This is a genomic window from Blastomonas sp. AAP25, from assembly GCF_001295965.1.
Lineage (GTDB): Bacteria > Pseudomonadota > Alphaproteobacteria > Sphingomonadales > Sphingomonadaceae > Blastomonas > Blastomonas fulva.
On the sequence record NZ_LJHP01000002.1, the window covers coordinates 62,707 to 85,939 of the forward strand.

Sequence of the window (23,233 nt, forward strand, 5' to 3'; positions counted from 1 at the left end):
GGACAGCGAGTCGCAGCGAAGGGCTTGCGACGCGGGGGCCTCAGTGGGGGCTTCTCATCGCGACCAATTTGCTCACCGAACGGACGATCGCGGCAGCCAAGCCAGCGGAGCGCGAGCTTCGTCTGTTCGACGGTGGGGGCCTGTATCTGGCGATCCGGCCGACCGGCGGCAAAAGCTGGAAATGGAAGTATCGCTGGCAGGGTCGCGAGAAGAAGCTGACGATCGGCCCTTACCCGCTGCTGTCGCTGAAGGATGCCCGGCGCGCCCGCGACGGCGCGCGCACCGAACTGCTGGCTGGGCGGGACCCGGGAACGACGCTGCAGCTGGCCAAACGCCGCGCAAAGGACGGCGAAACATTCAAGGAAGTCGCCATGTCCTGGCACAAGGCGAAGGCACCGACCTTGTCGCCGCGCTACTCGGGCCAGGTACTTGCGCGCCTCGAGGCGAACGTCTTTCCGAGGATCGGAAAGATGCCGATCGGGCAGATCACGCCGGTAGACGTGCTGGAGACAATCCGCATCATCGAGCGCCGCGGTGCGAAGACCATGGCGCACGAGGTCCGGGGGCATATGTCCGAAGTGTTCGTCTGGGCGATCGCGTCCGGCCTGGCGGAGACAGACCCTGCGGGGATCATCCGCAAGGCCCTGGCGCCAGCGAGCAAATCGAATTTTCCTGCTATATTGGCGATCGACGATCTCAAGGAGTTGATCAAGGCGATCGATGCCGTCAGTCATGCGCTGAAGGCTACGCGGCTGGCTTCCCGTTTTCTGGCATTGACGGCAGTTCGTCCCGGGGTTGTACGTCTTGCCGAGCGCGGCGAGTTCGAGGAGCTGGATGGGGCAACGCCGCTCTGGCGCATCCCCGCCGCAAAGATGAAGCTCTCCAAGGCGTTGAAGGCCGATTCCCGCCGGGATTTTCTGGTGCCGCTTTCAACCCAGGCTGTCGCAACGGTTCAAGCTGCGATGACCGCCAGCAGGCACAAGGCCTGGCTTTTTCCCGGGTTGATAGGGCGCGCGCCGATAAGCGATTCCACGCTCAGTCAGCTTTATCTCGACGCAGGGTATCGGGGTCGCCACGTTCCGCACGGCTGGCGCGCGAGCTTCTCGACCATCATGAACGAGTGGGCTGCGCAGCACGGGCGGGAGGACGATACCGACATCATCGACCGGATGCTCGCCCATGTGAAGGGGGATGTGGAAGCAGCGTACAACCGCGCGGCCTATCTGCCGCGGCGACGCGAGCTGGCGCAGGCATGGGCAGACATGCTGATGGAGGGCATATCGCCCCCGGGGTCGCTCATCACCTGAAGCATCGGGAGAGCTGGGGCCGGGTCACCGGCTTTGGTTGTTTCTGGGAGATCGCGGCATGACGGCGATTTCTGCAGAGGGACGCGCAGGAACGGGCCGCGCAATCGGCGACGTCATATCCGGCGCTGAGTTTACCAAATCGCGGCGTACTGGGCAGCCCGTATGGCGCAACAGCTACTATGAGGGGCAGATTGAAAAGCGCCTCTGGCGACCGATTGCGGACGGGACCAGGCGCGGTGGCAGGCGCTATGCCGGCGCTGTGCTGAAAAGCGCGAAGGAGCTCGAGCGCAAGACGCTCCGCGCTCGGCAGAAGCTCAGCCCGGGTTGCCGCAATGGAGCTCTTGGCAGCGTAGCGATCGAGGTGCTCGAGGCGCTATACCTGAACTTCGTCGACTACAAATCCGGTCAGCTCGAGCCAGCAGTCGCGACGATCGCCGAGACCATCAGCCGATCATATTCCGCCGTGCATGCGGCGTTGAAGCGATTGCGGAATGCGCGTTTCCTGCATTGGATCAGGCGCAGCAGACCGATCGACAACGCCGTTGGGCCTCAGGTCGAACAGATCACCAACGCCTACGCCTTGGACATCCCTCCAGAGGTCGAGGCAATGGTGCGCCAGCTTATGGGGAGGTCACCACTGCCCGACGATGCCCGGTGGGCGCGCGAACAGCGCAAGGCCGAATGGGACGCGATGGTCGAGACCCTGTCGGCCGAGAAATATCTCAAGGACATCGCCCCCGTCGACGGCCGCCTAGGGGAAACCCTCAAATCCATAGCTATCATGTTGGACAGGCGCGAATCTTCCAGCCGCAGAGAAACCGGGAGCAGGGTTATATAGTGTGGCTTCGCCACGCGCTTTTCCTGCCCCCCAACCCCGAACCCGATGGTGAAACCATCAGTGCCGTGAAAACCCTCACCGGCGCGCAGGGGCGGCTGTGCCGCCCGGGCTTTCCAGGGGGCAGGGAGCAAGCTTTGTGCCAGTCGGCACAGGCATTGCGCCGCTAGAAACGAGCGCCTGGCCGGGTATTACGCGGCCAACAGCTCACCCCAGCGATCGAAGATCGCAGTTCGCTGATCGATCATGCCGGATCGGTTATATGCCGCCTCGACCTTGTCCTTGGGACTATGCGCCAGCGCGCGATCAATCGCCGCGCGAAATTCCGGGCCCATATCGTCATTGAGGATCGTCGAGAAGGACGAACGCCAGCCGTGCGGAACGTGGCGACCCTGAAATCCCGCTCGAGCGATCAGCGCACCCATCGATCCCCGGCCGATCGACACCGCGCCACCGCGGCCGGGGAAGACGAGCTGCTCCGGATCGATCGACTTGCCATCTGGCTGGCCCTGGATCTCAGCCGCGGCGACCAGGACAGCCAGCGCCGGCTCGCTTAGCGGCACCAGATGCGCAAACCGGGCTTCCCCCTTCTTGCTGCGCGCAAGCTTCATCCGCGCCGGCGGTACGCGCCAGGCCGGGCGGCCGGTGTCGACGCACTGCCATTCGATCTCGCCCCATCGCATGCCGCGCACTGCATCGAGGCGCACCGCGGTCAATGCCAGGAATCGGGATGCGAGACGAATATGCAAATTTGCACGGGCAAGTTCGCTCGCCTGCAACAGCGCACGACACTCAGCGATATCGATCAGCGCCGGGTGTGGCTGCACCAAAGCGGTACCGGCCATCGCGCGGCCGAGCTGGGCGGCCGGATCGGCCGTGACCAGATCCTGCGCGATCGCGAAACCAAACACGGCCGAAAGCCGCTGGCGTAATCGCGAGGCCGTCGCGCCGCAGCCGCGCGCCTCGACGGCGCGGATCACTTTTAGCAGTTCGCTGGGCCGGATATCGCCGATCGCCACCGCGCCGATCGCCGGGAAGACATCACGCTCGAGCCCCGCGATTACATCGTCGGCATGCGCCGACGACCAGCGAGTAAGATTGTGCGCATGCCAGGCACGGGCGATATCGGCGAAGCAGCGCAGCTGCTCTAGCTGGTCGACGCCGCGCGCCATATCCTGCTTGACCTGGTCGCGCGCAGCGCGTGCCTGGGCAAGGTTGATGTCCGGAAAGCGGCCGAGCGTCTTGAGCTGTTCGCGGCCGGCGCGGCGATATTTCAGCCGCCATGATTTGGTGCCGGCTGGCGTCACCAGCAGGAACATCCCGCCCGAATCGTATAGCTTGTAGGCGCGCGATTGCGGCTGCGCGGCCTTCGCCGCGGCATTGGTCAGCATGAAGCCCCCTTTTTCCCGGTGCCGGGAATATGGTTCGTGAACCCGGAAAAACCGCAGAAATCGGACTGTTTCGGCACTTGACCGGCATTTGATCGGAGCGCGATTGATCCGGATAATCCCTCCGGATCAATGATCGAGTGAAATGGCAGTTTTGCGCGCCTTTCGGCTGGTCGAAAGCGTGTCGATACCCCCGCCGGTACCCCCAGATGATCGGTAATTGATCATGCCGTTGGCGCCATCGATATGATCGGGCAGGCGCATTGACGGATTGAGAACACAATGAGAACAAGGGCGCATGCCGCGCCGCCGATTCGCCATCGTGACCTTCGATCCAGATCGCATCGAGACGATCGAGGCGAACGCTGATGGACAGACGTTCGCCTGGATCATGCTGCGCGCGCTGCAGGGGTACGACTATCCCAAGGAACGCGGCATCATCAACATCACGCTAATGGACCAGCTGCCGAAACGCGAGCTGTGATCAAATAGCCGACCACTTGGCATGCGCCTGGGCGATCTTGATGTGATACGCGTTGGCGGCATAGCCGGTGCCGTTATAGCCGCTGGCGAAGGGCACGCAGGCAGCATGATAGTTGCTGATCTGGCGAAGCGCAGTCAGCAAATTATTGTTCCGGATGAACGCCGCGAACGCATCCAGGTGCGCCCGCTCGCTGACCTTCATCGCCTCCCAGAACGCCTCGACGGTGTCGAAGCCGGCAAGCTTGTGGTTGAAGCCCATGATCTGGGCGCCGCCCACCGATGCCGATCGCAGCGCCGCGCGCCGATCGAGCTGCATCGCTTTGTTCAGCCGCAGCCACTCGGCTGAACCACCGACATACAGTTTCCGGTTCCACCGCGCGGACGAAAGGTTGGGATGGCTGGCGCGGAATCGTCCACCGGTCTCGCGATCGAAGATATGCGCTTCGAACAGGATCTTGGGCAGGTGCGGCCCATCGATGAACCCGCCGGGCCCATCGGATGCAAGAATATCGGTGCGCACGTCGGTGAACCACCCGCCGCCGCTCTCGACTTCCCACACGGCGCGGATCTGCGCGACAGTGCAGCCAAGAGCACCCGCGACCTCGGAAAAGTCGGCAGAGGTAAGTCCGATCTGGCGCGCTGGCACGGGTGCAAGGATACCAAGGCCAGCGTCAATCGCAGCATCGAGGCGGTCGACCTGAGGCTGCTGCAGCTGGCCGAACATGTCGATGACGGCGGCGAAAACCGGCTTTCGATTGAACGTGGTCACTGTCGCACTCCCTTGGTTCGGTCGAGCTCGCGCTGGATGGCGGTGGGCAGCGGTCCGGAGAGGCTGGCGCTGAACGCGGCACCCAGCGCGATCGGCACGGGGCCGCAGATCGCACTGCAGGCTAGCGTCAGCTTGTCCGCCTCGATCCGTACCTGTTCGATCGCGGAGCGATGGTCGTTGGTGGTCGTGATCATTTGAACCTCTGATCGAAATTCTGGATAGTGATCGTCAGCCCGGCCAGCGCTGTCGCCAGAGCCTTGTCCGCCTCGGTGCGAAGCTTGTTCTCTTCCGACCGCAAGCGCTCGAGCTCGGCGGCCTTTTCGGTCTGGTTTTTATCGCGCCAGATCAGATATCCGATCAGCAGCCCAGGAAAGCCGAACTGGCCGAACAGGGCGAGAGCTTCAGGGGTCATTCGCCCAATCCTTCAATTTTGGAGACCACCGCTCAGACCGTGTCGTCGCAGGGCCAGAGCATCATCCGCATTGCCATTCCACGCCCGAGGCGATTTTTGAGCTGCGCCTGATATGGATGCAGGTCATCATCCATCAGGCTGCGGCTGCTTGTCAGCGGGTTGCCTCCGACCGTCTGCACCTCGCCATCGGCATCACGGATGGTCTGCTGGTTGACACCGCTGCCGTTGTAGTTGTCGATCAGGAACGCACCCCACAGGCCAGCGAGCTTGATCTGCCCTTCGACGATGTTGCCCTTGCGGTCAGTCTCGTAATGGCAGTCGATTGCGATCGGCAGGTTGGGCTGCGAGATCCGGAACTGATCAAAAATGTAATTTGACGCGCCGAGGAAGGTGCCGCGATCGCGGGTTGGGTCCGCATTCGCCCCTACCCCAGTCAGCGGATCAGGATAGGTTCCAAGGCTGGTGGGCAGATAGCGCATATCGCCGACATCGCCGGTGACGCCGCCACCTGGTAGGGCGCCGGGGATGTTGCGTGCCCAGTCGTTATGACCATGTCCCCACAAAAGCCCGTCGATCGTACCGAAGTACGGCGCGTACAAACTTTCCCAGCAGTGCGCCAACCATTCGGCGATCTGATCGCTGGTCGGCGTTTCAGGTGCATCGGTCAGCAGGCTGCTGGTGGTTTCCCAGTCATCGATCAGGGCCTGCTTTTCCTCGATCGTCGCTGATGCGCACAGCATCACATCGGACACCGCCAGACCACCGATGCCATGAGGGTCGCTGGCAGAACGATTGGCCGCGACACCGAAGCGCGCCGTACTGGCGGGCTTGGCGCGATTCAGCACCGTAGCACCAATCACGTCGCCGGCGATCTGAGGATAGCCGCCCCACTGGATTGACGTGCCAGCAGACAGAAATAGCTTGCCCCGGTGCGGCGCAATGGAAATCTGGCGCTGCTGAGACACCATGAATTTCCGGACAGTTGGCGTTCTGCTGACGAAGCTGGAGATTTTCAGCGTACCGTTGCCCGGAGCGATGTATTCGAGGCCGGTGAACGGGATGATGTCGGGATCCCCGTCGCCTTGCTCGAGCGGATCACCGACCGTATCTCCGGTCACGGGATCATAGAGCTGGGCGATCGCAAAGTTCGCGCCGCCGAAGCGGTCGGCGTCGATAAGAAAGGCATCGCCTTCCAGAACACCGTCGACCTGGACAGATTCCCAAGGTCCTGCAGCCAGCGCACCGTCATTCGCAAGATCCCAGTAACCGGCAGAGGTGGTCAATGTGAGCAGCGAGTAGCTTGCGAAGATGCTGCGCAAATCTTCCAGCCGCGCGACTGATGCATTGATGTCCGCAGCCAACGCGGCAACTGCGTTGCTTGCGACCGATGCGAACAGATCAGACGGGCCGTCCCAGTCGCCTGCGGTGGTCGCGCCGTTCTTGACGTAAAGGCCGTTCTTCGATGGGTCAGGATCGAGAAGCACGAGTGCTGCTTCTCCATCGGCGGGGACCAGGTCCGCGAACAATTCGGACTGACTAAGGTAGACGCGATCGCCCACCGCCGCCGACACAGTCCCATTGGTCAGTGCAGCATCTTGGGCAGCGTTCCGAGCCTCGAGACCCGCCAGATATGTGCGGAGCGCGGGCATGTCGACGTTGCTGCCATCACGCAGGATGGCATTGATCGTGGTCATAACTGGCCTTTCATCGGGAAATTCAGAAACTAGGGTTCAAGCGCCTCAAGGCGCGATTCCAGTTCAGCGAGCTTGGCGGCATCATAACTGCCGACGGCGCCTGCTGTGGTGGCGCTGGCAACCACGGTCTCGACTGGATCGGGCGTCGCCACTGTCGCGCTGCCCGGCTTTGGCAGCTCGATCTCGGTCGACCATTCGTAGATTTCCGGGTTCTCCTCGCGCAGCAACAGCTGCACGCCAAAGCTCTGGTCCAGCTGCCAGTCGTCGATGACAAAAGCGTAATTGCCCAGGCCATAACGGGCCGTGTCGATCTGCACCGTCTGCATCGCCTGGTGGGCAAGCCCGGAGAAGTTCATCGGCCAGTTCACCCGTTTCTGGCATTGGCCGCGCCGCAGCATGATCTCGAGTATCCGCTGGCCGCGCGTGTGGCTTGTGATGTGGGGCAGCTCGTAATCGGCTTGGACAATATCCGTACCGCTGACTCCCCGCGTCGGTACAGGCTGAGGCTGATACAGGTTGTCCGGATCGAAATAGGTGCCGCTGACCTCGGTGGCGAACTGCTCAGTCTCCAACAGCAGAGGCACGCTGAAGCCGCCGGTAAGATCACGCTCGGAGAGCGTCGCAGTGGATGGCACCCAATAACCAGGTCGCATCCAGAAAACGCCACCGATGCAGGCGTGCTGCCCCGCCATGCAGGCGATCATGCTATCGCGTACCGCGCTGGGCTGGCCACCGGTTTCGATCAGCGCATCGAGCGTGTACCGTTTTTCGGTACCGCCGGCGTCCAGGTCCACGTCCTCATCGCAGATATTGGTCCATGCGCTCAGCAGGGTGTCGTCGGGTATTTCGTCCGGAAGCGCGCCGAAGCCGCCTTCCTCACGTGGCAGCTGCAGCCACCAATACGCGGCAGGAATGGCAAGGTCCGTCCAACCGATGCTATCGTCGCGCGGGTCACGGATTTCGTCCGCTCCTTCGATCTCGGCACTGATTGTCGGCATGCCTGCCTCGACCACGGCCTTCGTCAGCTTGAACTTGGCATAGATCGCAGCGACGCCCCGGCCCCGGTGATCGCTGGTCCACTTGCCGTCGCATTCGGCTACGAATGTGCTGTTGGCTGCTTGGTCTTCCATACCGCGCTGGAACCAGAGCCAGGCAGCGCCCGCATATGGTCCACTGGTCACCATGCCGCTACCATCGACCGTGACGACTTCGTCCCCCAGATACCAGCGCGCCACGCCCTTGCAGCGGTGCCCCGCACTGGCGAACACGAAATATCTGTAGGTATCGCTGCCAACCTTCCTTGGGTGGAAGAACGTCATCACCCCGCCCTGCCGCCGCTTCCCGATCAGAATGTGGCTGCTGGCATTGGCATTGCGATAATTGATCGGCTGCGGCTTGGTGCTGGGATTCGGTGAGAGTTGCTGGATAAGCAGGCCGCCTGCGAGTGAAAGAACGGTTGCGGCGATTGCCGTGGCTGCAGCCGTAGCAGTGGCGCTCGCCCCTGCTGCAAGGAAAAGTGCGCCCAGCTGCGGCGCAAAGACAGCCACTGCGACCGCCAAGGCTACGGTCGCCACAATTGCCACCACCTTGCCCATATCAGCCCTCTTTATCGTCGGCGCAAATCCAGCGGCCAACGGGCCATGCCGCATCGACATCAGCCAGTGGCACCATGGCTCCGCCGAAGAACTCGCACTGCTCTCCCCTGCACACGCCCATCGCCCAGCCTTTGCGGACGATGTCACCTCGCCGAGCTGCTCGCAGCGGAACAGGGTGGCCATGAACGGCGCAGACCACTTCGTGGAGCGATCGAACACCAAGGCGGCGCATCATCGCCGCCCAATCACGAGGTCGACGCGGCGAAGGGCCAACGATGTCGCAGATGTCTCGGCCTACAGTCGACTGCACGGCCTCCCGCCAGAGATCGCCGCAGTGTCGGGACCAATCGGGATCGGGAGCACACGCGGTCATAGCGGGTCCTGCCTCCCCTTGGCCCAAAGGATCGGCACCTCTGTGAGCCTGGGCAGATATTCGAAAAATCGGTCGCCTGGGAATTTGCGCTGCTGGTATTCGTTTGTGTACCGCTTGACCGCCGGGCGGCGCTGGTCGATCTGCCGGCTTTCCCCGACCGCGGTGACGGTGATCGAGCTACCCTCGTCGAGGATTTCATAACCCTGCAGCGTCCCTTTCCAGATCCGCTGGTGACCGACGACGGTCTGAAAATCCAGATCGAAGGCACCTGCGTACATTTCGAAAGCAACGCCGCGCACGGCCTGGTCGGCCACATCCTCGGCAAACTCCGTCGGCACCGAAAGTAACGTGGCACGTACACCGCTGGCGCTGCCACTGACGGTCTCGCCAACTGTATCGATGCTCGCAACGCCATGAATTCCGAGGAACTCATGGCCGCCCAATGTCATTTTGCCACGCCCGGTGAATGCGCGCACCGGGTCGGGAAAATCGATAAACAGAGCCATGAAAGGGCGGATGCCGCTTGTTGCCAGCTCTGCCTCGAGCTCCGGCGGCAGACCTCGGCTCATGGTAGATCCTCAACAAAATCCAGCTGATATTCGACGAGGTCACTCCCGACGTCGCTGTCGTTGTTGCCGGCATTTTCCGCGCTATCCGTGGACAGCTTGAACGGGGTGGTCGGCCGCATGGTTATCGCCTGGCCAACGCCCAGCGCGCTTTGCAGCGGTGGGTCGAAAGTCAGCATAGTGCGGCCGTCCTCGTCCGCGACCGTCGCGGTATGAATGATGTGCGAGCGACCATCGCCGCCAAAATAGTCGCCAGTCTGGAATGTGCGCTCGCCCGGCAAGAAGCCGCCGAAAACGATCGATGTCGCGCCTGCGGACGCCAATTCATTTATCGGCTCTGCTTCCGCCGGAACGAAAAATCGCTCACCCAGGCTGAAGGTCCGGCCATCGGCAAATGTGTACGTCTCGCCAGAAAACTGACTGTAGTACCGGCGCAGGCCGACAGGGTAGGGGCGGCGAAAGTCCCACAGGAGGACTCGATTGAAACCGCCCTGCATCTGAACGATCAGCGAATCCATCCTCGCGCCCAGCGCTGCCTTGCCGTCCTCGCCATCCCACCCCCCTCGAAACGAGAGGCGGCAGACCCAAACTGGCTTGCTGAGAAGGTAAGTTTTTCGCGTGCGGGTCAGCGGACTTTCAACCCCGCCAACATGCGGGCGCAGAAAGAACGATGCTCGAAACGGCGACAGGTCCCTGGGCCATTCGATGTCCGCCATCAGCGCGCACTCCGTCGGCGACTATCAGCCATGGCCGCCATGGTGGCGCGCTTCGTTGCATCTGCCAGACGGTAGACTTCCGCCCGCGTCGCCAGATCCACACCACCAGTGACGGTGATTCTCTGATGAACTACTGGCTGCATCTGCCCAGCGCCTGAACCACTGCCTGCCTGCTGAACGTTGACCAGTTCACCGCTCGACACCATGGCGATGGGATTGCCGTTAAGGCTGAGCGTATTCGTGTCGATGCCTGGCAGGCCTTTGATGATGCCTGATCCGCCCGTGTTGAAACGCGGGAGTGTCGACGCCGATTTCGCCGCGCGGGCAGCGGCATTACCGACCGCAGTTCCGGCACCACGGACCGACGCACCGGTTGTAGATCCGCCGCCGATCGCGCTGCCCAGCGCGCTGGCCAGCGTACTCAGGAAACCACCACCTCCACCGCCACCATTGCTCATCAGGTTGGCGAGTTGGTCGGCAAGTCGATCGAGCACCTTGGCCAGCGCGTCGAACGTTCGTGTCTCCATCCAGTTCTTGAAAAAGCTGCTCAGATCGCCGTTCATCGCGGCCTGCAGGCCTGCGCGGAAGGTGTCGCGGAAGGTTCCGGTCAGTGCAGCGCGCGAGCGCTCGGCACCTTCCTGCAATGCCTGGGCCTGCGAGTCTTCGACGCTCATGTTGCCGCCGGACCGCAGCTCATCCGCACGGTCGCGGATGCGCCGCCTCTCCTCGAGCGCATATATGCGCTGTGGATCGTCACCGCGGAGCCGCGCAAGTTCGATCTGTCGTGCATCCTCTTGGTCGGCGAGACGGCGCGATACCTGTTCGGCCCGTGCCTCTTCGAGATTTTTCAGGTCATTGGCAGCGCGGAGTTCAGCTTCAGCAAGATCGATGTCCTTGCCGCGCCACATCAGGATCTGCTTTCGCAGGAACTCTTGTTCTTTAAGAAAACGGACGGCTTCATAGTCATTGCGAAGCTCGGCAAGCTGTAGATCGATGCTCGCTTCTTCATCGGCGATCGCCCGGGCCTGCGCCTCGGCGCGCGCCTGGTCGAGCTCCGAGAGATCCTTTTCGGCTGCAAGTTTAGATGCGGCTGCATCCAGGCCGGCTCGCTCGTATTGTTCAACCTTCGAGCGCAGGTCGATCTGGCGACGCAGCGATCGCTCTGCCTCGATGTCGTTCTTTTCGCGCGCAACGGCCATCGCCTGGTCGAGCTTCAACTCTTCACGGCGGTCGGCGAGCTCGGCCGCGGTCGGACCGGAGCGACCACCGCCAGCTTTCCGCCCGCCGGAACCACCGGAGCCCGGAATGGCGTAATTTCCGCCGGATGCTTCTGCAGCGTCGGTGGCCTTGTTGGCAGCGCCGGCCATGAAGCCGATCGCGCTGCCGCTCCAGCCACCACCCTTGCCCTTGCCAGACGAAGACAGCGGCGAGCCGTCGCCGGTGAGCCGGGCCATCAGATCGAGAGCACCGGCGAGCCAGGGCATTACGCCGCGGATCAGGTTTGCAATGCGCTGGACAGCCCGGGCGACGGTGTTGCCAGCAGACTGCCAGGCACCTTCCCAGTCGCCCTGCAGCAGCTGTGAAACCGTCTGCACCACGCCGCGAATGGCCTCGATAATGCCCGTGATCAGGTCAACCGCAGCACCGATCGCCGTGATGACTGCAACGCCGCCGATCTCCAGCATGATGCGGATGACATCGCCGATCGTTTCGAACAGCGAAGCGAATGCCTGGCCGAGATCGCCGCTAATAAAGTCCTGCAACGCTTGGCCGAGATCTGCAAAAAGGCCGCTCACCTGCTCGAGCAGACCGGTCAACCGTGGGCCTAGCGCATCCTCGGCAAACTTGGTGATGTTTTGGAAAGCTTCGACGATATCGTCTTTGAAGAGCAGCACTGCAGTAAGCGCCAATCCCCAAGGCGTGAGGAAGCCAGCTGCGATGCGTGCGAGGCCGCCCAGTGCGCTGCCGACGAGGCCGAATTCGCCTGCCAGCTTGCCTAGGACGACGATAGCAGTGCCCAGTGGATTGATGATCGCGGAGATCGCGAGGAACACCGGTCCCATGTTCGCCAGGAACAATGGCAGCACCGTCGCGGCGATCGCGCCCAGCACCAGCATCGCAGGACCAAGCGCTGCAGCAAAAATACCGAAGCCGATCGCCGCGTCTTTGACGGCAGGCGGCAGGTTTCCGATCCACTCAACGGCGCCCTGCGCCCAGCCAACGACCTTTTCGGCATAGGGTAGGAATCGCTCGCCTATCTCTTCGGCCAGCTCCTGGATGTTGCCTCTCAACGCGCGAACGCGGTTGGCAAAGCTGCCAGACGTACGTTCGACGTCGCCGGTTGCATCGCGGAGGCCTTCGGTGATCAGCACCGATCGGGCCATGATCTTGCCCTGCTCGGTCAGCTCCTCGCCGACCTTGATCATGCCGAGCTCGAGCGCCTTAGCCTTTACGGCCGCCTCGGTTAGGAAAACGCCGAAATCGCGCAGCGGCTCGCTCTCGCCCGAAAGGCCAGAGCGAATCTTGCCAAGCGCTTCGTCGTAGCTGGTGTTGTAGAAGCTCGCGGCATCCTGGGCGAGCTCGGCAAAGCGCTGCGACAGGCGCGCAGCAGCTGCTTCCGTCGGTGCTGCCTGCTTGAAAAGCTGACCCATCTGCAACGCGCCAGCCTTCATTTCACTGGTGGCGCGACCCATGGCGTTGCCGGTGTCTTCGGCCCAGCGGTTCATCAGCGCCGACGTGTTGCCGAACGTGTAATCGAACGCGCTCTGCAGCTCCTGCAGATTGCTGGCGGCATTGACGGTGAAGCCTGCCAGCGCGACCATAGGCGCGGTGATTCCCAGCGTCATGCGCTGGCCGAACTGGTGAAAGCTGGCCGCAAGATCTGCGCCCAGCGTTCGCAGTCGCCCGAACGCTCCTTCGATATGGCGCGTGCCACGATCGAAATCGGCAAGATCCCACCGCAACGCGGCGTTCAGCGATGCGATTGGTCCGGCCATTGTCAGCCACCTTTCTTCTTGCCCGCGCGCCGTTGTCCGGCGCGCAGCCATGCTCCCCAGGCGCGCATGTTGGACGCGGCCTCTTTGGGATCGACTTTTTCGGGTTCGGCGGACTTCTCGCCGCCATTGCCGCCAATCAGCTTGTCGAGCTGCGGATATTGCGCCGGCGGACATTGGCTGAGCATTCCGCCCAACCAAGCACCGGTGACGATGTTGCGGAAGTCCGCCTCGAGGCGGTAGCGCGCGCCCCAGATCGCCAGCATCGTGCTGCGCGGCGTCTGGCGCAGGAAGGTGTCAGGCGAAAACCCCGCCTGACACCAGCTCTGGAAGATTACTTCCCAGTCCCAGCGCGCTTCCGACCGCCCGGCTTGCTCACCTTGGCCGCCTTGGGAGCGTTTCCCTCCGGTGCCTTGGGCGGGGCGAGCTCAGGCGACCGGGCGCCGCGCATCGCCTGGTTGATTGCCAGCATGACCTGGGGGTCTTCGCTGCAGATCATGTCGATCACGTTCTTCTGCGTGATCTCTGGGTGATTGCGCTTCAGCCCGCCATACACGATCGCGCAGATCGTCTTGAGGCGAGGCTTTTGGCCCAGGGCTGTTTCGCGCTGGTACTCCTCGATCGCGTCGAGCCACGACCGTCCAAGAACGTCTTCGGCATCGATCATGACCTCGTTGTCGAGCACCAAGTCGTAGTTGTGGCCCTCGAACGCGAAGCTCGCGCGGCCATCGAGGATATTCGCCATGAACTAGCGCTCCTTAAGCGGCCGCAGCCTTGGCGAGGATCCCGGGCTGACCGGTCAGGGTCGCCGTGCGCATTGCACCCAGCGGCGCGTTGTCGGGCACATAGGTCAGCAGGAACATCGTCCCGGTGCTTTCCTGAATGGTGCCGTCTTCCTCGACCTCGTCGATCTGGAAGGGGCGCTTTTCGCGGCTCGCCAGGTGCTCGAGGATCAGAAGATCGGTTGCGCTACCCGTTTCGTATTTCAGGGTCGCGGTCAGCTCGCCGACGTCGCCATGTCCGGGGATGTATTCCTTGACCTTTTGGCTGTCGTGATCGGTGCTCTCGACCTTGCTGATCGAGAGGTTGGGGCGGTTGACGCTCAACAGGCCGACCAGCTTGGTCAGCGTATCCGACGAGTTCGTCAGCCACAGCGCAGTGCCGTCCGAAAGGACGCCGTCTCCGGTTGCCATATCAAATTTCCTTTATGTGGGGGTGTAGGGGATCGTCATGTCGCGCAAATTCCGGAAAACCTTGATCCCGCCGCCCAGGTCTTCCGGTGTCATGTTGCGCTCGAACACCAGCTGCGCGCCGCGGTGGAAGCGGATGCCACCAACCTCGTCCGGTGTTTCGACAAGCTCGGTGATCGCGCGTGCCAGCTGCTTGGCCTGCAGCCAGGAGCGGCCGAAGCATTCGAAGCGGATGCGTGGAATATGCAGGCCCTGCGGCCCGTCCTGGTCGTACATCCGACCAGGGAAATTGATGTCGATGAAGCATGCTGGGAACGATTCCGGCTTGTCCGATCGCCGCTCGCCGACGTCGATCGCGGGTCTGCCATTGTAGACGCCGGCCACCGCAACGATTGCTGCGCTTGCGCGCAGTCGGGCGACCAGGGCCTCTTCCATGTCAGTTCGCGTTCAGGATCAGGCGCCCGGCACCTTTGCCTAGGATGTCGACGATCAGATCGCGGTGCTGCTCGAAGGCGGGGCCCAGAAACGGCTGCGCCTGCATGTGCACCGTGCCACCCTCGACAAACCAGCCATGCAGCGCACGGCCCTGCAAGACGCCAACATAGACCGAGCCGCCCTTCCCGCGTTCTGGCCCGCTATGCAGCCGATCGCTGATGACCAGGCTGTCGTGCAGCTCGTCTGTGTCGCGAGGCACCTGCTGGCGAGCTGTCTCGAGCACTGGCTCGAGCGCTTTCGCCGCCTCGGGCTTGATCGTGTCGTCCGTAACCGCGCCGCCGACCCGCCGGATGGCGGATATGGCGTCGTCGATGCCGGACATGGCGAAATCAAGCATCGGTTGCAGGCTTGCCCTTCGATGCCTGTTTCGCGTCGGCTGCAGCTGCAGCAGCGTCGACGACGAAGCCGCTTTCGATCAGCGTGCGCGGCTCGGGATGCTCGTAGGTTGCGCCCACCGTCTTGACGCGATGGCTGCCGTCTTCCTTGACGACGCCATGGCGATTTGCGTGTTCGCGTACGGTCTTTACCAGCATATCATGCTCCTTGGTTGAGGCTGGTGCGTCGCACCGCCGTAAATTCCATCTCGTCGCGCTCGAATGGCACGGCGCTGGTGATGTCCCATTGGCCACCGTCGTAGAGGACAAGGTGCGCCTCGGTGATCGCCCGAGTTGTTGGGTTCTGCAGCGTGATGAACGTCGCCGACAGATCGTTGCCCTCGATGCCCGCAGATCGACGCTCCTGACCCTTGCCATAGCTCACTGCGGCGTAAGCCTGCCCGGCATCGGCCAGGCTGGTTTCCACGGGTTCGCCGGCAGCGTTTTCTTGCGTGACAGGAAGCCGGAACTTGATCAGCCGGTCCCGCTTGCGCGAGCCAAAGCGCCCGCGCCGGGCGTCATGTTCCATCATCAGGCCAGCCAAATCCTGTGATTGACCAGCATGTGCTCGATCGCGATCTCGCGGCCTTCGAACTTGGCCCGGATCGCCTGCAAAATGACAAAGTACAGGTCCCGCGGCACGTCGGTACTAGCATCGCCGTACCCGACGCTGACGGTCACCCGAACGGCGTCGGCGCGACTGGCGATCGTCGGCCAGACGAACCCGGGGACGCCAATAATCTGCGCATCGAGCACGCCGGCGACGAGCTCGTAATTTTCCGCAGCCAGCAGCTGCTCGACACCATCGGTATTTACGTATTGGATCGTGACGATGTCCTGCACCGGCCCGATCGGCAGATGCTCCAGGTCGGCAAAACTGCTCGCAACCAGCATGACATCCTGCGTGATCATCCGCGTGTTGCAGATCTGCTCGATTTCGGCGCGCGACGCGGCGATGAAAGTCTCGACTTCGTCGTCGAAGCTCTCATCGCCGGCATCGATGCGCAGATACTGCTTGGCTTTCGCCAGATCGACCGGTTCCGCCTGAGCGGCAGTGACCGAGACCGGCGACAGCCACATCAGCTCTTCGCCCGCGCTTCAGCGGCCAGGCGCTTCTTCTTCTGGGCAGCGGTCTCTGCTTTCGGTGCGACTGCCTTGGCGTCAGCATCGGCCTTGGCCTTGGCCTCGGCAGCAGCTGCGGCCTCAGCATCGGCCTTTGCCTGCGCCTCGGCCGCGATCGCGGCTTCTGCGTCAGCCTTCGCCTTGGCGTCGGCGTCGGCCTGCGCAGCTGCTGCAGCTTCAGCGGCATCGCGTTCGGCCTGTTCAGGATCAATTGGCTCGAACCCGTCAGTTGCCTCGGCAAAACCGGCCAGGATCAGGCGTGAGGCCTCCCCTTCGCCAAATTCGTGGCTATCGCCGGGCGACAGCGAATAATCTGGGCCCGAAAGGCCCGTTTTCATCTTCAGCATCGGCATGGATCATCTCCTTCGCTGGCCCGCGCGAGCAACGCGCAGGCCAGCGAAAGCCCGGGCGAGGTTTCCCCCGCCCGGATTTCCGTTTCGACTGGCATTAAGCCGCCTGGCGAAGGGCCTTGACGGCGGCGGCATCGGTCAGCTCGCCATCGAAGCGGACCAGACCGGCCATGCCGACCTTCGGCCAGAAGCGCTCGCGCACGGTTCCGATCAGCGGGCTGCCGACCTTGCGCACGATATAGGCCGACATGTCGCCGAACAGCACCGAACGGTTGTTGGAAGCCATCGCCGGCACGTCGTCGTTCACGAAATACTGCTTGCCGAGCAGCAAATCGGGCGCTCCGACGCGGACATCGCCCATCTGCCACAGATAGTTGCCCTGGCCGTCCTTCAGCTTGCGGATCGCGGCAAGCGTGGTGTCGGCGAACTGCCAACCGCAACGCGGGCTGCGGCGGTATGCCGCGTTCACGGTGTGCTGGAAGGTGATCAGCTCGTCGGCCGCAATCGCGGCGGCAGCTGCAGCCGTCACGCCGACGGTGGCCGCAGTGACGATACCGTTGGGTTGGCTTACGCCGGTGCCGATCGTCAGGCGCTGGTTTGCGAGGCGACCAAGGCGCTTGCCGAGCGCTGCACCGACGAACTGCTCGAGGTTGAACGCCGAGTCCTGCAGCAGCTCGAAGCTGATCTTCAGCCACGGCGTCGCATAGACATAGGCGTTCAGGTTCTTTTCGCCGAACGCCAGGTCGCCGCTGTTGTCATCGGTCAGATCGGCGCCCTCGGCCAGCAGAGCGGCAAGGTTGCCGGTGTCGTCATTGGTCGGGATGTCAAACGCATTGCCGCTGCTGGTGATGATCTCGGTGGTGATACCGGGATCGTACATCGGGCCCCAGTCCTTCATCGCCTGAACGATGAAGTTGGCGAGCGTGGTGGGCACGGTGAAGCCGCCAGCAGCATCGGTGCCGGCAGTCTGCACGCGGTTTTCCACATAGCCGCGGCGCAGAAGCTGGCGCTGCTCAGCGCTGAGGCCGGACATATCGCCGCCCTCGCGCAGCATTGCATAGAATGCGTCGCGATATTCGTCCTGCATCTGAGCACTGGTGCGCTCTTCGTCGCCTTCGGGATTGTCGACGCCCGATGCGCTGCCATTGGCGCCGTTCGGGCGATTCTGGCGACGGCGCTCTTCTTCGCTCGTTTCGCGGGCCGCCTGGCGCTCTTCGAGCTCGATCTTCTTGTCGAGGGCGTCGAGCTTGGCCATCACGGCGTCGTGGCGCTGCTCGGCTTCGGTGATGCGGGTGGTGTCGGTTTCGGTCTCGATCGAATCGAGGATCGAGCGGGCCTCGGCCACCAGCGTGCCGCGCTGCTCATAGTACTGCTGCAGGATCATTTGTCGCTCCAGGTCACAAAAAAACCCGCCAGATTGGCGGGTGGTTGAGGACGCCGCGGTTGCGGACCGTCGCCTCGGGCTGGGCCCGGTAAATTGCTGTCAGATTTTCCGTTCGCGCTGCGATGTGCGCATGCGAAGGCGCGCCAGCGCACCTGACTTGTTGTGCTGGCGACGTTCGGTACGGGCCGTTTCCAGGCTGCGCATTCCGGCTTCGGTGTCCGGATAGGCGGGAAATGCCGTGTAAGTGATCTCGATCAGGTCCGCTTCGTGGATGGTCCGCAGCGGCGGCTCGACTGTTTCGTCCCATTCCTCGCGACGCGCGCGGAATCGGAAGCTCATGCCCTCGATGTCGCCGCGCTCAAGCTGGACCTTCAGGTCGCGGCCATCATTGGTGTCCGGCAGATCGTTTTCGAACGCCAGGCCGCGCGTGTCTTCATTCAGGCGCAGGGTGGTGCGACTGCGACGGCCGACAGGTCGCGCGTCATCATGGCTATCCAGCGCGACCACGTCGGCCTCGCCCAGCGACTTGGTGAAGCAGCCTGGCGCGAACTGTTCGGTCCACCATCCGCCGATATCGGTCCGGTTGTTCCACAGGACAGCATAGCCCACCGCCGTGCCGATCCCGTCGTTGCCCTGCGCAACGCGTAGTTCGCCGCCGGTAACAAGCGCCCTGCGCTCAACCCCATCAGTCTTCGGCGCTGGCATCTGCAGCATCCTCCTCATCGTTATCGTTTAGCGGTGGACCGCCGTTGTGGCCGACGCCGGCGCCGGCCATGGTCAGCGGAACCGTGGCCTGCTGCACGTAAAGGACATCGCCGCCGTCCAGCGGCGCACGCTGCTCGAGCGCGCGGGCTTCGTTTGGCGTCAGCTGACCAGTCTGGATGGAGCGGGCCAGCGCCTCGCTGCGTTCCTTGAATGCTCCGCGCTGCAGCCCGTCGAGATTGTGGCGGACGCGGCGTTGCGGGTTTTGCCAGCCATAGAGCTTCAGCGTCAGCTCATCTTCGAAAGCCTTAGCCCACTGCATGACGAGATGCTTTGCCAGCCACAAATCCTGCTGCTCGGTATTGCTGAACGTACCTTTCGATAGATCCTGCACGAACACCGGCGGCATCTGCCAACCGCGGCTGATCTCGATGATCTGGAAGGCCCGCGCCTCAACCATCTGCCCTTTCGAAGGATCAATCCCGACTGGCTTCAGGTTGTGGCCTGGCGGCATCCCGAATATGTTGCTGTTCGACTTTTTGGCGAGGTCGATCGCGCGTTGGATATCGGCATGTGCACGCCGATATGCATCTGCGCCTGATGGGACTGGCCCTTCGAGCGACAGTGGCGGGATACCTCCGCCGAGGAAAAAGCCGCCCGCAAAGCCCTCCATGGCGATCGCCAGCGATATCGCCTTGTTGATCTTGGCGATCGGCGAGTAGCTGCCCAGGCCGTCGCGCTTGAGCATGAATGGCGTGTCGATCACGTCCCTGGCGGCGTAATCTCTGCCGCTATGCGTGTAGATCTTCTGCCCGTTCACGCGCCGAATGGTTGTAAGCGCCGGATCCATCGGCCAGATCGCAACCGGCTTGGTCCCTGCGCGCTCGATCCAGGCCAGGCCACGACCGCCGGTAAAAACCTGCTGCCAGTGCCAGCGGCGCCAGCCATAGCTGCTTTCGCCTTCGTTCGGCGCGTAGCTCAGCAGCTGAGCCACCGAATCGTCCACCCGGGCGCCATTATCGCCCGCCTCGAACGTCGGCAGCGGCAGTGCAGCCAGCGTCCGCGACAAGAATGCGACGATCGAAAGCACCGCCGGCACGCACAGGGCGGCCTCGATCGACACGATCGGTAGCGCATTCTGCTTATCGGCGACGCCAAGCAGCCGCAGCAGCTCTTCCGGGCTTTCCGTTAGGCTGTATTGTGGGTCTTCGATCGAGCGCTGCTCGACACCGCCGAGCAGCCAGTCGCTGAACCACCCCATCAGGCTTCGCCCTCGTCGGCCGTGATCGAGAATTCCGGGTCATCCCATGGCGAAGTGGGCATAATTTCCTCTTCCTTCGTCATAGCCGCGCCCAGCGCGCTGATCAGCGCGACCGGGTTGTCGATCTTGGCTTCGACCCGTGGCTTGTTGGGGTAGACGTTGTCCTTGCGGTCAGCCTGTGCCACCACGTTGTTCATTTGCCATTCCATCACCGGGTCGCCACCATGGGCGATCGTTCCGGCCTTGGTCAGCGCGTCGAGCTCTTTCATCGGCTCGGAGAAGTTCAGCACGATGGGCCGGTACTCGATGACCGGAAACCCTTCCTTCTGCATGGTGGTGATCATGTAGGTCGCCTGATGCGGATCGTACGCCACCTGCTCGAGCTGGCAGAAGCTGCGCACATCGCGCAGCGTGTCCAGGATCTCGTCATAGTCGATGATGTTGCCATCGGTCACGTTGACCAGGCCCTGCGCATCCCAGCCCTGATAGGCAGGCACGCTCAGGACCGTTTCGGAGGGGAGGAAGTAGAATCCCACCCGAACATAAGGGTCGTCGACCGTCGCCTTCGCGCCGATCGGCAGGAACAGCAGCTCGAGCGCCGCGATATCGATCTTCGACGCCAGGTCGAGCCCGGCGATGCAGCGCCTGCCCCTCAGCCGTTCGAAGCTGAACAGCTCGCGGCCGCGCATCGGAACGTCCGCGTCATGGCAGCGGCGCCATGCCTGGATGTCGAAGTATGCCGCCTTCGAAGCAACCCAAAGGTTGAGGTGCTTCGTCTTGAAAACACCGGACTTTCGTGGCGTCGCGATCGCCTCGCGCTGTCGTGCGCGGAGGAAATCGCCTGCCACCGAGATATCCAGATTCGGATTGGCCTTGCGCAGCGTTTCTTCTGCGCGCCAGTCGTCGTCATCGTCGGCCGCGTACTCGACGAAGAACGTTTCGTCGTCGAGCGGAGGCCCGCCGTTATGGCCCAAGCCAGCGGCCGCCAAGACATCGCGGGTGTCTTCCATGACGCCGATGCCCTGCAGCTTGTCGCGTTCCTCTTGGATCTTCGCGTAACATGGACCGGCAAGGTTATCGCCGGCGGTGGTGATCAGCAGCTGCAGCGGTTGTTCGCGCGCCCCCATCCCGGTGAGCATCGTGTCGACCTGGCCGTCGTCGGCATGCTCGTGATATTCATCGTGGATCGAGCAGCTCGGGCTTTGCCCATCGCCCGGATCTCCGATGATCGTCTCGAACTTGCTCTCGTCGTCGATCCGCACCAGGTTCGCGGCGTTGACCTTGACGTTCCATTTCGAGAGCAGCGCCGGCGTCCGAGAGGCCATCAGCTTGGCCGGTTTGAAAACCTCCCAGGCCTGCTTCTCGTTGGTCGCTCCCGAATAGACCTCAGCGCCGAACTCCTCGTCGGCGCAGAACATGTACAGGCCGATTCCCGCGGCGATCGCTGACTTGCCGTTCTTGCGCGGCACCACGACGAACAGCACCCGGAAGCGCCGCAGCCCGTCGCGCTTGCGGATCCAACCGAAAGTGCAGCACAGTATCCAGATCTGCCAAGGCTCGAGCCTGATCAGTTCCTTCGCCCTGGCCCATTTGCCTTTCGAGTGCGGGAGCCGCTCGATGAACTTGCAGACCCGCGTTGCCTTGGCGTTATCGAACCGATGGGGGAACAGCTTGCGCCGTTCGACCTTCAGTTCATCCAGGAACCGCTGGCACTGCCGATGGATCGACTTGCCTGCAGGGATCTTGCCGGCAACAACATCACGCGCATATTGCTTCGCGATCCCAGGATAATCGCGCGTCTCCACATGCAGTTATGCCGCGCGGCGATGCTTCCTGCGCGTGCGCCGGCTGATGTGGAGGCGGTTGCTGCGCTTGGCAGGTTTCGCCTGCTTGCCCTTGCCGCGCGGGTACTTCGCATAGGCAGGCTGCAATGTGCGGCGGGGCGCCACAGCTTCCAACCGCTCCATCGCCACAGCCGCTGACGATGCAGCAGCCGAAACGCCAGCCATGGCCATCGCCAGGACCGGGAAGATGCTTTTGCCCAACATGCGCATTGAGGTCTCCTTAGAAATCGTCGAACTCGCCCGCCTGGGGCTTGTGGCCTTCGGCTAACTTCATGGCGCTGGCCGGGTTGAGCATCAGCTCACCGAGTAACGACTGCGCCTGGCGCATCGCATCCGAAAGCATCGCAACCTCGGGCCGCGCGCGAATGATGAACCCTGTCTTGGTCGCGGCCTCATAGGTATCGCCGACCGACTCGAGCACCGCCTGGTACCGCTGGATCTGTTCGAGCCGCTGGGCGAGCAGCGCGATATGTTCCGCATAGGACGGATGCGACCGCTTCTGCTGCTCCAGGATTGCGGCGATAGTGCCGAAGTGCAGCTGCGCCAGATCACTGAGATGCAGCGGGCAGATCAGTGGCCCTTCGCCGGGCGCGATCGTCGCCGCGGTCTGCCGATCCTTGCGGTCGGTGCCCATCAGCTTCTTCAGCGCCGGCGACGTCGGGCGTCGACCAGATCCCGGCCTAGCCCCGCCTCGCGCCATGCAACTTTTTACCCTTTGAAATCGACCGCGTAAGAATCTTCCCACCAAGGCGGTGTCCGGGGGGCGATGCATGGAGACACTGACCCTCCCCCTCCCCATGTGATGATGCTCAATCGAAATCTTCGATTTAGCGACGTCGCGTGAAGGCCCGCTCGGCCTTGGATTTCTCGTCGTGGCAGGGGTCGCATAGTCCCTGCTTGTTATCTAGATCGTCTGTTCCGCCCCATGCGAGCGGTATCTTGTGGTCGACAACGTCAGATGCGACCTCGAGCCCCTTTTCCAGGCACAATCTGCATAACGGCTCTTCAGCCAGGACCTGAGCGCGATCGCGCATGCCCGCACGGCCGCGTTTGCGCTTGTCCTTTACGAACAGACCAGGCCGTGCCCATGGCTTGCCAGGCATCCAGCCTGGTGGCCGGTAGCGTGGCGGCTGCGATGGCATCAGTCGATCGACATGCCCAGCTCAACGAGCTCCGCATTGATTACAGCGAGGCGATCATTCAGCGCGGCGACAGCAATCGGCACTGCCTGGGCGAGGATAACGCCGGTAAGCTTCGCAGGCCAGCGAGCATCCCCATGAAGCATGCTCTCAGCCGGGTTGGGCAGCTGCAGCACGTCCTGTATCTGCATCCGCTCACAAACCAACTTGGCCACACGGCTGAAGTTGTCGATATGCATCA

Annotated in this window: 29 protein-coding genes; 3 read left to right on the top strand and 26 right to left on the bottom strand. The window is 62.8% G+C overall.

The window, feature by feature from the left end; translation table 11 throughout:
* Nucleotides 1–68 precede the first annotated feature (68 nt).
* Nucleotides 69–1,307: an integrase arm-type DNA-binding domain-containing protein gene (locus tag IP68_RS02115; protein WP_054133318.1), complete on the top strand. Its 1,239-nt coding sequence runs from the start codon at nucleotides 69–71 to the stop codon at nucleotides 1,305–1,307.
* A gap of 58 nt (nucleotides 1,308–1,365) precedes the next feature.
* Nucleotides 1,366–2,145 carry a hypothetical protein gene (locus IP68_RS02120; protein WP_054133319.1) on the top strand — a complete coding sequence of 260 codons (780 nt, stop codon included), beginning with the start codon at nucleotides 1,366–1,368 and terminating at the stop codon, nucleotides 2,143–2,145.
* A 188-nt stretch (nucleotides 2,146–2,333) separates the two neighbouring features.
* Here the strand turns inward: IP68_RS02120 and IP68_RS02125 are convergent, their stop codons facing one another.
* Nucleotides 2,334–3,533 carry an integrase arm-type DNA-binding domain-containing protein gene (locus tag IP68_RS02125; RefSeq protein WP_054133320.1) on the bottom strand — a complete coding sequence of 400 codons (1,200 nt, stop codon included), beginning with the start codon at nucleotides 3,531–3,533 and terminating at the stop codon, nucleotides 2,334–2,336.
* Between the two features lie 295 nt (nucleotides 3,534–3,828).
* On the opposite strand from IP68_RS02125, the gene IP68_RS02130 reads away from it, so the two are divergent.
* Nucleotides 3,829–4,014: a hypothetical protein gene (locus IP68_RS02130; protein ID WP_054133321.1), complete on the top strand. Its 186-nt coding sequence runs from the start codon at nucleotides 3,829–3,831 to the stop codon at nucleotides 4,012–4,014.
* On the opposite strand, the gene IP68_RS02135 is transcribed toward IP68_RS02130, so the two are convergent.
* The 25 genes from IP68_RS02135 to IP68_RS02255 all read right to left on the bottom strand — a co-directional run bounded on the left by IP68_RS02135 (nucleotide 4,015) and on the right by IP68_RS02255 (nucleotide 23,231).
* Complete coding sequence (locus IP68_RS02135; RefSeq protein WP_054133322.1) at nucleotides 4,015–4,782, bottom strand: N-acetylmuramidase family protein; 768 nt, start codon at nucleotides 4,780–4,782, stop codon at nucleotides 4,015–4,017.
* Nucleotides 4,779–4,976, bottom strand: coding sequence for a hypothetical protein (locus tag IP68_RS02140; protein WP_054133323.1), 198 nt, complete (start codon nucleotides 4,974–4,976; stop codon nucleotides 4,779–4,781). The genes IP68_RS02135 and IP68_RS02140 overlap by 4 nt, the downstream gene beginning before the upstream one ends.
* Nucleotides 4,973–5,194 (bottom strand): hypothetical protein, encoded by a 222-nt coding sequence (locus IP68_RS02145; RefSeq protein ID WP_054133324.1) that lies wholly within the window; start codon nucleotides 5,192–5,194, stop codon nucleotides 4,973–4,975. Before IP68_RS02145 ends, IP68_RS02140 begins: the two co-directional genes overlap by 4 nt.
* 32 nt (nucleotides 5,195–5,226) lie before the next feature.
* Nucleotides 5,227–6,888 (bottom strand): hypothetical protein, encoded by a 1,662-nt coding sequence (locus IP68_RS02150; RefSeq protein WP_054133325.1) that lies wholly within the window; start codon nucleotides 6,886–6,888, stop codon nucleotides 5,227–5,229.
* 29 nt (nucleotides 6,889–6,917) lie between these two features.
* Nucleotides 6,918–8,483: a phage tail protein gene (locus IP68_RS02155; RefSeq protein WP_054133326.1), complete on the bottom strand. Its 1,566-nt coding sequence runs from the start codon at nucleotides 8,481–8,483 to the stop codon at nucleotides 6,918–6,920.
* 369 nt (nucleotides 8,484–8,852) lie between these two features.
* Complete coding sequence (locus tag IP68_RS02160; protein WP_054133327.1) at nucleotides 8,853–9,425, bottom strand: hypothetical protein; 573 nt, start codon at nucleotides 9,423–9,425, stop codon at nucleotides 8,853–8,855.
* Complete coding sequence (locus tag IP68_RS02165) at nucleotides 9,422–10,138, bottom strand: hypothetical protein (RefSeq protein WP_054133328.1); 717 nt, start codon at nucleotides 10,136–10,138, stop codon at nucleotides 9,422–9,424. Before IP68_RS02165 ends, IP68_RS02160 begins: the two co-directional genes overlap by 4 nt.
* Entirely contained in the window at nucleotides 10,138–13,134 is a 2,997-nt protein-coding gene (locus IP68_RS02170) for a hypothetical protein (RefSeq protein WP_054133329.1), read from the bottom strand. The genes IP68_RS02165 and IP68_RS02170 overlap by 1 nt, the downstream gene beginning before the upstream one ends.
* 2 nt (nucleotides 13,135–13,136) lie before the next feature.
* Entirely contained in the window at nucleotides 13,137–13,397 is a 261-nt protein-coding gene (locus tag IP68_RS02175) for a hypothetical protein (protein ID WP_054133330.1), read from the bottom strand.
* Nucleotides 13,398–13,465: 68 nt separating this feature from the next.
* Nucleotides 13,466–13,876 carry a hypothetical protein gene (locus tag IP68_RS02180; protein ID WP_054133331.1) on the bottom strand — a complete coding sequence of 137 codons (411 nt, stop codon included), beginning with the start codon at nucleotides 13,874–13,876 and terminating at the stop codon, nucleotides 13,466–13,468.
* A 13-nt stretch (nucleotides 13,877–13,889) separates the two neighbouring features.
* Entirely contained in the window at nucleotides 13,890–14,324 is a 435-nt protein-coding gene (locus IP68_RS02185) for a phage tail tube protein (RefSeq protein WP_054133332.1), read from the bottom strand.
* A 12-nt stretch (nucleotides 14,325–14,336) separates the two neighbouring features.
* On the bottom strand, nucleotides 14,337–14,756 hold the full coding sequence (locus IP68_RS02190) for a hypothetical protein (protein WP_054133333.1): 420 nt from the start codon (nucleotides 14,754–14,756) through the stop codon (nucleotides 14,337–14,339).
* Between the two features lies 1 nt (nucleotide 14,757).
* A complete protein-coding gene (locus IP68_RS02195; protein ID WP_054133334.1) occupies nucleotides 14,758–15,153 on the bottom strand; it encodes an HK97-gp10 family putative phage morphogenesis protein in 396 nt (131 codons plus the stop codon).
* Complete coding sequence (locus tag IP68_RS02200; RefSeq protein ID WP_054133335.1) at nucleotides 15,146–15,349, bottom strand: hypothetical protein; 204 nt, start codon at nucleotides 15,347–15,349, stop codon at nucleotides 15,146–15,148. Before IP68_RS02200 ends, IP68_RS02195 begins: the two co-directional genes overlap by 8 nt.
* Before the next feature lies 1 nt (nucleotide 15,350).
* Nucleotides 15,351–15,719 (bottom strand): head-tail adaptor protein, encoded by a 369-nt coding sequence (locus IP68_RS02205; protein WP_054133336.1) that lies wholly within the window; start codon nucleotides 15,717–15,719, stop codon nucleotides 15,351–15,353.
* A 2-nt stretch (nucleotides 15,720–15,721) separates the two neighbouring features.
* Entirely contained in the window at nucleotides 15,722–16,270 is a 549-nt protein-coding gene (locus IP68_RS02210; protein ID WP_054133337.1) for a hypothetical protein, read from the bottom strand.
* Nucleotides 16,270–16,659 carry a hypothetical protein gene (locus tag IP68_RS20415; protein ID WP_197275694.1) on the bottom strand — a complete coding sequence of 130 codons (390 nt, stop codon included), beginning with the start codon at nucleotides 16,657–16,659 and terminating at the stop codon, nucleotides 16,270–16,272. Before IP68_RS20415 ends, IP68_RS02210 begins: the two co-directional genes overlap by 1 nt.
* 100 nt (nucleotides 16,660–16,759) lie before the next feature.
* On the bottom strand, nucleotides 16,760–18,046 hold the full coding sequence (locus IP68_RS02220) for a phage major capsid protein (protein ID WP_054133339.1): 1,287 nt from the start codon (nucleotides 18,044–18,046) through the stop codon (nucleotides 16,760–16,762).
* 99 nt (nucleotides 18,047–18,145) lie between these two features.
* Complete coding sequence (locus tag IP68_RS02225) at nucleotides 18,146–18,751, bottom strand: HK97 family phage prohead protease (protein ID WP_054133662.1); 606 nt, start codon at nucleotides 18,749–18,751, stop codon at nucleotides 18,146–18,148.
* The gene (locus tag IP68_RS02230) at nucleotides 18,732–20,009 is read right to left on the bottom strand and encodes a phage portal protein (protein ID WP_082382063.1); all 1,278 of its coding nucleotides are present in this window, start codon (nucleotides 20,007–20,009) and stop codon (nucleotides 18,732–18,734) included. The genes IP68_RS02225 and IP68_RS02230 overlap by 20 nt, the downstream gene beginning before the upstream one ends.
* On the bottom strand, nucleotides 20,009–21,814 hold the full coding sequence (locus IP68_RS02235) for a terminase large subunit (protein WP_156317901.1): 1,806 nt from the start codon (nucleotides 21,812–21,814) through the stop codon (nucleotides 20,009–20,011). The genes IP68_RS02230 and IP68_RS02235 overlap by 1 nt, the downstream gene beginning before the upstream one ends.
* A gap of 6 nt (nucleotides 21,815–21,820) precedes the next feature.
* A complete protein-coding gene (locus tag IP68_RS02240; protein WP_156317902.1) occupies nucleotides 21,821–22,057 on the bottom strand; it encodes a hypothetical protein in 237 nt (78 codons plus the stop codon).
* Between the two features lie 16 nt (nucleotides 22,058–22,073).
* Nucleotides 22,074–22,487 (bottom strand): P27 family phage terminase small subunit, encoded by a 414-nt coding sequence (locus tag IP68_RS02245; RefSeq protein WP_231683628.1) that lies wholly within the window; start codon nucleotides 22,485–22,487, stop codon nucleotides 22,074–22,076.
* A gap of 193 nt (nucleotides 22,488–22,680) precedes the next feature.
* On the bottom strand, nucleotides 22,681–22,995 hold the full coding sequence (locus IP68_RS20800) for an HNH endonuclease signature motif containing protein (protein WP_156317903.1): 315 nt from the start codon (nucleotides 22,993–22,995) through the stop codon (nucleotides 22,681–22,683).
* On the bottom strand, nucleotides 22,995–23,231 hold the full coding sequence (locus IP68_RS02255; protein WP_197275696.1) for a hypothetical protein: 237 nt from the start codon (nucleotides 23,229–23,231) through the stop codon (nucleotides 22,995–22,997). Before IP68_RS02255 ends, IP68_RS20800 begins: the two co-directional genes overlap by 1 nt.
* Nucleotides 23,232–23,233: the final 2 nt, after the last annotated feature.

Coding starts and splice junctions, on each gene's coding strand:
- IP68_RS02120 (WP_054133319.1), top strand. CDS start 1,366: ATGACGGCGATTTCTGCAGAGGGACGCGCAGGAACGGGCCGCGCAATC.
- IP68_RS02125 (WP_054133320.1), bottom strand. CDS start 3,533: ATGCTGACCAATGCCGCGGCGAAGGCCGCGCAGCCGCAATCGCGCGCC.
- IP68_RS02130 (WP_054133321.1), top strand. CDS start 3,829: ATGCCGCGCCGCCGATTCGCCATCGTGACCTTCGATCCAGATCGCATC.
- IP68_RS02140 (WP_054133323.1), bottom strand. CDS start 4,976: ATGATCACGACCACCAACGACCATCGCTCCGCGATCGAACAGGTACGG.
- IP68_RS02145 (WP_054133324.1), bottom strand. CDS start 5,194: ATGACCCCTGAAGCTCTCGCCCTGTTCGGCCAGTTCGGCTTTCCTGGG.
- IP68_RS02150 (WP_054133325.1), bottom strand. CDS start 6,888: ATGACCACGATCAATGCCATCCTGCGTGATGGCAGCAACGTCGACATG.
- IP68_RS02155 (WP_054133326.1), bottom strand. CDS start 8,483: ATGGGCAAGGTGGTGGCAATTGTGGCGACCGTAGCCTTGGCGGTCGCA.
- IP68_RS02160 (WP_054133327.1), bottom strand. CDS start 9,425: ATGAGCCGAGGTCTGCCGCCGGAGCTCGAGGCAGAGCTGGCAACAAGC.
- IP68_RS02165 (WP_054133328.1), bottom strand. CDS start 10,138: ATGGCGGACATCGAATGGCCCAGGGACCTGTCGCCGTTTCGAGCATCG.
- IP68_RS02170 (WP_054133329.1), bottom strand. CDS start 13,134: ATGGCCGGACCAATCGCATCGCTGAACGCCGCGTTGCGGTGGGATCTT.
- IP68_RS02175 (WP_054133330.1), bottom strand. CDS start 13,397: ATGCTGGCGATCTGGGGCGCGCGCTACCGCCTCGAGGCGGACTTCCGC.
- IP68_RS02180 (WP_054133331.1), bottom strand. CDS start 13,876: ATGGCGAATATCCTCGATGGCCGCGCGAGCTTCGCGTTCGAGGGCCAC.
- IP68_RS02185 (WP_054133332.1), bottom strand. CDS start 14,324: ATGGCAACCGGAGACGGCGTCCTTTCGGACGGCACTGCGCTGTGGCTG.
- IP68_RS02190 (WP_054133333.1), bottom strand. CDS start 14,756: ATGGAAGAGGCCCTGGTCGCCCGACTGCGCGCAAGCGCAGCAATCGTT.
- IP68_RS02195 (WP_054133334.1), bottom strand. CDS start 15,153: ATGCTTGATTTCGCCATGTCCGGCATCGACGACGCCATATCCGCCATC.
- IP68_RS02200 (WP_054133335.1), bottom strand. CDS start 15,349: ATGCTGGTAAAGACCGTACGCGAACACGCAAATCGCCATGGCGTCGTC.
- IP68_RS02205 (WP_054133336.1), bottom strand. CDS start 15,719: ATGGAACATGACGCCCGGCGCGGGCGCTTTGGCTCGCGCAAGCGGGAC.
- IP68_RS02210 (WP_054133337.1), bottom strand. CDS start 16,270: ATGTGGCTGTCGCCGGTCTCGGTCACTGCCGCTCAGGCGGAACCGGTC.
- IP68_RS20415 (WP_197275694.1), bottom strand. CDS start 16,659: ATGCTGAAGATGAAAACGGGCCTTTCGGGCCCAGATTATTCGCTGTCG.
- IP68_RS02220 (WP_054133339.1), bottom strand. CDS start 18,046: ATGATCCTGCAGCAGTACTATGAGCAGCGCGGCACGCTGGTGGCCGAG.
- IP68_RS02225 (WP_054133662.1), bottom strand. CDS start 18,751: ATGCCAGCGCCGAAGACTGATGGGGTTGAGCGCAGGGCGCTTGTTACC.
- IP68_RS02230 (WP_082382063.1), bottom strand. CDS start 20,009: ATGGGGTGGTTCAGCGACTGGCTGCTCGGCGGTGTCGAGCAGCGCTCG.
- IP68_RS02240 (WP_156317902.1), bottom strand. CDS start 22,057: ATGTTGGGCAAAAGCATCTTCCCGGTCCTGGCGATGGCCATGGCTGGC.
- IP68_RS02245 (WP_231683628.1), bottom strand. CDS start 22,487: ATGGGCACCGACCGCAAGGATCGGCAGACCGCGGCGACGATCGCGCCC.
- IP68_RS20800 (WP_156317903.1), bottom strand. CDS start 22,995: ATGCCATCGCAGCCGCCACGCTACCGGCCACCAGGCTGGATGCCTGGC.
- IP68_RS02255 (WP_197275696.1), bottom strand. CDS start 23,231: ATGCATATCGACAACTTCAGCCGTGTGGCCAAGTTGGTTTGTGAGCGG.